The organism is Nonomuraea lactucae (genome assembly GCF_003313395.1).
GTDB classification, from domain to species: Bacteria; Actinomycetota; Actinomycetes; order Streptosporangiales; family Streptosporangiaceae; genus Nonomuraea; species Nonomuraea lactucae.
Genome location: NZ_QNFZ01000862.1, coordinates 1 through 6,438 on the forward strand (window position 1 = coordinate 1; position 6,438 = coordinate 6,438).

The following is a 6,438-nucleotide window of genomic DNA, read 5'->3' on the forward strand; positions in this document are numbered from 1 at the left end:
CCTCCCTGGACCGTCACCCGCTCCAGGCGGACGGGCCGCGGCCGGTCGTTGACCAGCACCGCGTACAGCTGCAGCTCCCCGGCCGGGGAGGCGGCCCCAGGCCCGCGGCCGGTCGGTCGCGCGCTCCCCGGCGGCGGGCCGTCGAGCAGGAAGGCGTTGCGCACGTGCAGTCCCTTGGCGCTGGCGTTGCCGCCGTCGTTCTGGGGGCGGTGCACGCTCATCGGGTCATGCTGTTCGCCCAGCGGACCCGAACAGCCCGCGGTCGCGAGGGCGAGCGCGACGGCGGCGGCGGATGCGACGGGACGGCGCATGGCGGCCCCCCTCTCGACACGGTCCTGATGGGTGTTCGCTACCCGCTGTGACCATGTGGAACCGCATCACAGTCATCCGATGGCTGTGCGGTGAAGCCCCTTCCTCCGCCTCGCCGTCCTCGCCGTTCGGGGCGCTGGCGCGCGGCCTGCGCCGTCCTTGCGCTCACCCTGGTCGCGACCCTCACCGGCGCGCCGCCGGTCGCCGGCGAGGTCGAGCATCCCCGCCAGCGGTGGCTGCGCGACTCCACGGCGGGGCTCTTCCTGCACTGGGGGATGTTCACCGCCCCCCGCCACCTCGACTGCGCGCAGTGGGAACGCGACGTCACCGGGGGCGGCTGGCCCCACGGCTACTGGATCGACGAGGCGCGCAAGCTCGGCGCCTCGTACATCGTGCTGGCCACGTTCCACAGCAGGCTCGGCTACGCCCGCCCGTGGCCGTCGAAGATCCCCGGCAGCTGCGCCACCAGGCGTGACTTCCTCGGCGAGCTGGTCGAGGCCGGTAAGGGCCAACACCGTCCGGCTGTCCAGCACGGCCGCCAAGGGGCCGGGGATCGACCGCATCGCTGTCGGCCCCCTGCCGCCCGCCTCGCACGTGCCAAGGACCACCATGACCCTCGACCCGTCCGGACTGCAGTGGGCGGGACCCGGGCGGCAGGCGCTCACCGTGTCGGCCAGGCTCAGGCTCGACGTCGACGACCCGATCGACCAGGTCAGGCTCGCCCCCGTGGTGCCCGCCGGGTGGACCGTCGAGGGCGCCCCCGTCACGGCCGGCACGCTGCGGCTCGGCCAGACCCTGCACGGCGCCTGGACGCTCACCTCGCCCGGCCAGGACATCACGCCCACCGACATCCCGGTCACCGCCTCGTTCCGGACGCTCGGCCGGCCCGCCGAGGTGACCAGGCAGCTGCGCGTACGGCCGCGCCCCGCCGACCGGGTGTTCGTCCGCGAGGCCGAGGACTTCCGCAACCGGCTCGGCAGCGCCAGTGTCACCGGCTGCCCGGCCTGCTCCGGAGGGCAGAAGGTGCGCAACCTCGGCGGCGGGCCCGACGCGTACGTGCTCTTCGAGGACGTCACGGCCGGCGCGGCCGGTGAGTACGCGCTCTACCTCGACTTCACCGTCAATGGCGACCGCTCCTACTTCGTCACCGTCAACGGCGGCACGCCGGTCGAGGTGAAGGTGAGCGGCACCGGCAACAGCACCCCCTACACCACCTCCGTCCCCGTCACCCTGCGGGCCGGTGCGAACACCATCAAGATCTACAACGACTCGGCCACCGCCCCCGACCTGGACCGGCTGTCACTGGGCTGACCCGGTGCGTCCGGGTCAGCCCTTGTAGTTGAACACCTGGCTCAGCGTGTGCCGCACCTCGACCAGGTCCCGCTGGTCGGCCATGACCTGGTCGATCGGCTTGTACGCCTCCGGGTGCTCGTCCACCAGCGCCGCAGCCCGGTCGGCGTTCCAGGTGCGGCCGCGCATCGCCTCGGTCAGCGACCCGGCGGACAGCTCCCGCTTGGCCCTGCTCCGCGACATCCGCCGTCCCGCCCCGTGGGAGCAGGAGTGGTAGGAGTCCGGGTTGCCGAGCCCGCGCACGATGTAGGACCGCGTCCCCATCGAGCCCGGGATCACGCCCTCGTCCCCGGTCGCGGCCTTGATGGCGCCCTTCCGGGTGATCCACAGCTCCTTGCCGCCGTGCGCCTCCAGCTGCGTGAAGTTGTGGTGGCAGTTGACGGTGCGGACGCGCGCGCCCATGCCGGTCACGCGGAACAGCGCGTCACTCAGCACCCTGTCCATCCGCGCCCGCGACGCCATGGCGTAGCGCTGCGCCCACAGCATGTCCTCGATGTACGTGGTGAACTCGGGCGTGCTCTGCGTGAAGTAGGCCAGGTCCGGATCCTCCAGGCTGATGGCCTGGCGCTGCATCGCCTTCCTGGCGTCGGCGATGTGCCTGGTGGCCAGCTGGTTGCCGATGCCGCGCGACCCCGAGTGCAGCACCGTCCACACCCGGTCGCGCTCGTCCAGGCAGACCTCGACGAAGTGGTTGCCCGAGCCGAGCGTGCCGAACTGCAGCGCCACCGTCCTCTCCTGCTTCGGCGTCAGGCTCGTGCGCGGCAGCCCGAGGTCGCCGAGCGTACGGTCTACGGCCGGGTCGTCGTGTCCCTTGCCGACCCCGGCGGGGATGCGCCGCTCCACGAGCGGCATCAGCGCGTCCAGGCTGTCGGGCAGGTCGGCCGCCGTGAGGGTCGTCTCGGTGGCGACCATGCCGCAGCCGATGTCCACGCCCACGGCGGCCGGGATGATCGCTCCCTCGGTGGGGATCACCGATCCGACCGTGGCGCCGATGCCGACGTGCGCGTCGGGCATGAGAGCGACGTGGCCGGCGACGAACGGCAGGCGCGCGGTCCGGGCGGCCTGCGTGATCGCGCCTTCGTCGATCTCGCTGGCCCACGACAGCAGGTTCGGTGCGGGCTGGTTCGGCATGACGGGGATCTCCTTACTCGTCCGTGATCCAGTCTGCCGTGATCATGGAGAGAACCCCACTCGTTTTCCGCCTCCATCCTCCCCCATCCCCACCGGGAATGGCGGTGGCGGCCCCGAGGTTGTGGCTGGGGATGGCCGGTTTTGGGAGTGGGCCGCACAGGGTCATAGGCTTGCTGTCTTGAGAGCTGATAGGAGGTGACGCCCGTGTTGCGAGACTCGTTCGGACGGGTGGCGACGGACCTGCGGGTGTCACTCACGGACAAGTGCAACCTGCGCTGCACCTACTGCATGCCGCCCGAGGGGCTCGACTGGCTGCCCAGCACCCAACTGCTCACCGCCGACGAGATCGTCCGGCTCGTCGCGATCGGCGTCGAGCGGCTCGGCATCACCGAGGTCCGCTACACCGGCGGGGAGCCCCTGCTCCGGCGCGAGCTGGTGGAGATCGTGGCCCGCACCGCCGCGCTCCGTCCCCGGCCGCACATCTCCGTCACCACGAACGGCATCGGCCTCGCCAGGCTGGCGAAGCCGCTGGCGGAGGCGGGGCTCGACCGGGTCAACGTCTCGCTCGACACGCTCGACCGTGACACGTTCAAGCGGCTCGCGCACCGCGACAGGTTCGACGACGTGATCGCCGGGCTGGCCGCCGCTCAGGACGCGGGCCTGCTGCCCGTCAAGGTCAACACGGTGCTGATGCGCGGCGTCAACGACCACGAGGCCGTGCCGCTGCTGCGCTTCTGCCTCGACCAGGGCTACGAGCTGCGCTTCATCGAGCAGATGCCGCTCGACGCCCAGCACGGCTGGAGCCGGGCCGACATGGTGACGGCCGACGAGATCCTCGGCCTGCTGACCGGCTCGTTCGACCTCACGCCGGACGACCTGGAGGAGCGCGGCAGCGCCCCCGCCGAGCGCTTCCTGGTCGACGGCGGGCCCGCCCGCGTGGGCGTGATCGGGTCGGTGACCCGTCCGTTCTGCGGCGCCTGCGACCGTGTCCGCCTCACCGCCGACGGGCAGGTGCGCAACTGCCTGTTCGCCAACGAGGAGTCCGACCTCAGGGCGGCCCTGCGCGCGGGCGCCTCGGACGCCGAGCTGTCCGAGCGCTGGATCGCCGCGGTGGCCGGCAAGCGCGCGGGCCACGGCATCGACGACCCCTCCTTCCTCCAGCCCTCCCGCCCGATGTCGGCCATCGGCGGCTGACCGGCGCCTGCCCGGCGCCTGCCCGGCGCCTGCCCGGCCGGGCCGCCCCCGCTACGCGACCTGCCCCTCCGAGCAGGGCGGTCCTCCCAACGGGGCCCGTCCCTCCGAGAGGGCCCCTCCTTCCGAGCAGGGTGGTCCCTTCGAGCAGGGTGGTCCCTCCGAGCAGGGTGGTCCCTCTGAACGCGGCTCGCCCCTCCGAACGGGGCCGTCGGGTCGGCCCTTGCCCGGCCGATCCCCGGACAGGGCCGGTCCCGTCCACCCTCCCTCAGTTCCGACCCGCTCCGGGTGCGTACCGCATCGAGCCCGCCGCCATGCTCGGCTCGCTCACCGTGCACGCCGAGGCGGGCGGGCTGCGGGGCCCGGTGTCCGTCGAGGCGGTGCCCGCCACGCTCGCCGTTCGGGGCACGTACGGTTGAGGTATGGGCGGCGGCGGGTACGACGCGGTGATCCTGGCCGGGGGAGAGGCGCGACGGCTGGGCGGGGTGGACAAGCCGGGCCTGGCCGTGGGCGGACGGACACTGCTGGAGCGCGTCGTGAGGGCCGTGCCGGGCGCGGGCCGGGTCGTGGTGGTCGGCCCCGAGCGGGAGATGCCCGGCGTCGTGTTCACCCGCGAGGACCCGCCTGGCGGTGGGCCGGTGCCGGCTCTGCGGGCCGGGCTGCGCGAGGTCACCGCACCGTGGCTGGTGCTCCTCGCGGGAGACCTGCCGTTCCTGGGGCCCTCCCACGTGGCCGCCCTGCTGGAGGCGTCCGGGGGCGGGGCCGTCGACGAGGGCGGGGCCGTGGCCGTCGACGGGGACGGGCGTGAGCAGTGGCTGCTCGGCGCGTGGGACGCCGGCGTGCTGCGGGCGGCCCTGGACGGTTACGCGGGCCGGTCGCTGCACGGCCTGCTCGCCCCGCTCGTCGCGGCGCGCGTGGCGCTCCCCGGGCGCGCGTGGTTCGACTGCGACACAATGGACGACCTGAAGGAAGCCCGCGTCAACGACACATCCCGTGTCCCTTCCCAACGACAGGAGGAGGCGCATCCCCCGGGCCGTGACGGGTCGGGTCGCGCGCCGACACCCCGATGAACGTGCTGAACGAGTGGACCGCGCTGGCCTGCAAGGAGTTGGGCGTCGATCCGGCCCGCGTCGACCGCGACGTGATCCTGGAGCTCACCAAGGAGGTCGCGCACGGCGTGGCACGGCCCGCCGCGCCGCTGACCGCCTACCTGCTGGGGCTCGCCGAGGGCTCGGGCACCGCGCCCGAGGACGCCGTGGCCCGGCTGACGACTCTGGCGAGGAACTGGGGTGAGGCCACCGCCCAGGCCCTGACTGGCGACTGACACTCGAACGAACTCTTGAAGTCAAGCCCTACTAACCTGAAAGTTTCCTGGCAATTTGCCAGGGGAGTGGAGGTAAACGATTTCGGGAAAGCAGCCCTATCCAACGGAGGCCCCGCGCGCGCGGACTGATCGTCCAGCCAGAAAAGATCTACCCAGAAAAGGGGCGACGCCGGGTGGTTACGGGGGCAAACCACCCGGCGTCGCTTCATCGGCGTTCCGACGGGGGCCCGGAACGCCGGCACCAGCACTCCGACGGGGGACCGGAGTGCTTGGCTAAAGCGTACACCTACAACCCATGGGATGCGTCAAGACTTAGTCACGACCCGATCTCGCGTCGGTGCCGTGGTATCTCGGTTTGGTTAGCCTCAGGGCTGTGAAAGGTGGGAGGTGGGGCATCCCTTCCCCTCTCATTGGCCCCGATTACGGCTATGTATGGCAAAAACACTGCGCCCGCGATGAAGAGCAGCCTGTACGGCCAGGGCAGGGGCAGCACGACCGCCAGGATCAGGCAGATCGTTCGGACGCCCATCTTGATGAGGTAGCTGATCTCCCGGCGCTGGATGTCCGCGCTCAGCGACGGTCTCGCATCGGTGACCTGGTGGACGTCACGCTTCCTGCGCCACCCCTTCATGCCTTCCACGTTAGACCTCGGACGTGCGGAGTGCGACGGCCCCCCGGCCAGGTGGGACGAGTCATGCGATCATGGCCTTCGAGTAAGGAGGATCTGGAGATGACGGACCGAACGTACCGGGTCACCGAGATAGTCGGGACCTCCGGGGAGAGCGTTGACCAGGCCATCCGCAACGGCGTCAGGCGGGCCGCGCAGACGCTGCGGCACCTCGACTGGTTCGAGGTGACGGAGATCCGCGGGCACATCGACGCGGGCGAGGTCGCGCACATCCAGGTGGGCATGAAGGTCGGCTTCCGCCTGGAAGACGCCTGAGGGGCATCTGGAGAACGTGCCGTCGGTGGGGTGACAAGCCGGGCACGGGCGGACAGACTGCGGACATGCGTGGCCCCGCAGCGGCGCTGCTGTCCGCCCTCCTCCTGGCCGTGCCCTCCGCCGCCTCGTGCGCGCCCGACCGCGCCACCGGCCAGGCCCCCGCCACGGGCCAGGCCCCGGCCACCGCGCC

8 protein-coding genes are annotated in these 6,438 nt (G+C 72.1%); 5 read left to right on the forward strand and 3 right to left on the reverse strand.

The window, feature by feature from the left end; translation table 11 throughout:
- Positions 1–311, reverse strand: a 311-nt coding sequence (locus DQW85_RS29830; RefSeq protein ID WP_162795482.1) for a hypothetical protein, incomplete at its 3' end; no start/stop codon positions are given.
- Between the two features lie 469 nt (positions 312–780).
- Between DQW85_RS29830 and DQW85_RS29835 the strand changes: the two genes are divergently transcribed.
- Positions 781–1,620 carry a CBM35 domain-containing protein gene (locus DQW85_RS29835; RefSeq protein ID WP_205315514.1) on the forward strand — a complete coding sequence of 280 codons (840 nt, stop codon included), beginning with the start codon at positions 781–783 and terminating at the stop codon, positions 1,618–1,620.
- A gap of 15 nt (positions 1,621–1,635) precedes the next feature.
- Here DQW85_RS29835 and DQW85_RS29840 read toward each other — a convergent pair whose 3' ends face one another.
- A complete protein-coding gene (locus DQW85_RS29840) occupies positions 1,636–2,790 on the reverse strand; it encodes an RtcB family protein (protein WP_113703163.1) in 1,155 nt (384 codons plus the stop codon).
- A gap of 204 nt (positions 2,791–2,994) precedes the next feature.
- Between DQW85_RS29840 and moaA the strand changes: the two genes are divergently transcribed.
- From moaA to DQW85_RS29855, 3 genes are all read left to right on the forward strand, one after another.
- The gene (gene moaA / locus DQW85_RS29845) at positions 2,995–3,984 is read left to right on the forward strand and encodes a GTP 3',8-cyclase MoaA (protein WP_113703168.1); all 990 of its coding nucleotides are present in this window, start codon (positions 2,995–2,997) and stop codon (positions 3,982–3,984) included.
- 419 nt (positions 3,985–4,403) lie between these two features.
- A complete protein-coding gene (gene mobA, locus DQW85_RS29850; RefSeq protein ID WP_113703164.1) occupies positions 4,404–5,051 on the forward strand; it encodes a molybdenum cofactor guanylyltransferase in 648 nt (215 codons plus the stop codon).
- Positions 5,048–5,305, forward strand: a complete 258-nt coding sequence (locus DQW85_RS29855; protein WP_113703165.1) for a DUF6457 domain-containing protein — start codon at positions 5,048–5,050, stop codon at positions 5,303–5,305. Before mobA ends, DQW85_RS29855 begins: the two co-directional genes overlap by 4 nt.
- Positions 5,306–5,621: 316 nt before the next feature.
- Here the strand turns inward: DQW85_RS29855 and DQW85_RS29860 are convergent, their stop codons facing one another.
- Entirely contained in the window at positions 5,622–5,936 is a 315-nt protein-coding gene (locus DQW85_RS29860; protein ID WP_113703166.1) for a DUF3099 domain-containing protein, read from the reverse strand.
- Between the two features lie 99 nt (positions 5,937–6,035).
- Here DQW85_RS29860 and DQW85_RS29865 point away from each other — a divergent pair, with 99 nt between their 5' ends.
- A complete protein-coding gene (locus DQW85_RS29865) occupies positions 6,036–6,248 on the forward strand; it encodes a dodecin (RefSeq protein WP_113703167.1) in 213 nt (70 codons plus the stop codon).
- Positions 6,249–6,438: the final 190 nt, after the last annotated feature.

Bases quoted from the DNA above. Each gene is read 5' to 3' on its own strand.
- DQW85_RS29840 (WP_113703163.1), bottom strand. From the start codon at position 2,790: ATGCCGAACCAGCCCGCACCGAACCTGCTGTCGTGGGCCAGCGAGATC.
- mobA (WP_113703164.1), top strand. From the start codon at position 4,404: ATGGGCGGCGGCGGGTACGACGCGGTGATCCTGGCCGGGGGAGAGGCG.
- DQW85_RS29855 (WP_113703165.1), top strand. From the start codon at position 5,048: ATGAACGTGCTGAACGAGTGGACCGCGCTGGCCTGCAAGGAGTTGGGC.
- DQW85_RS29860 (WP_113703166.1), bottom strand. From the start codon at position 5,936: ATGAAGGGGTGGCGCAGGAAGCGTGACGTCCACCAGGTCACCGATGCG.
- DQW85_RS29865 (WP_113703167.1), top strand. From the start codon at position 6,036: ATGACGGACCGAACGTACCGGGTCACCGAGATAGTCGGGACCTCCGGG.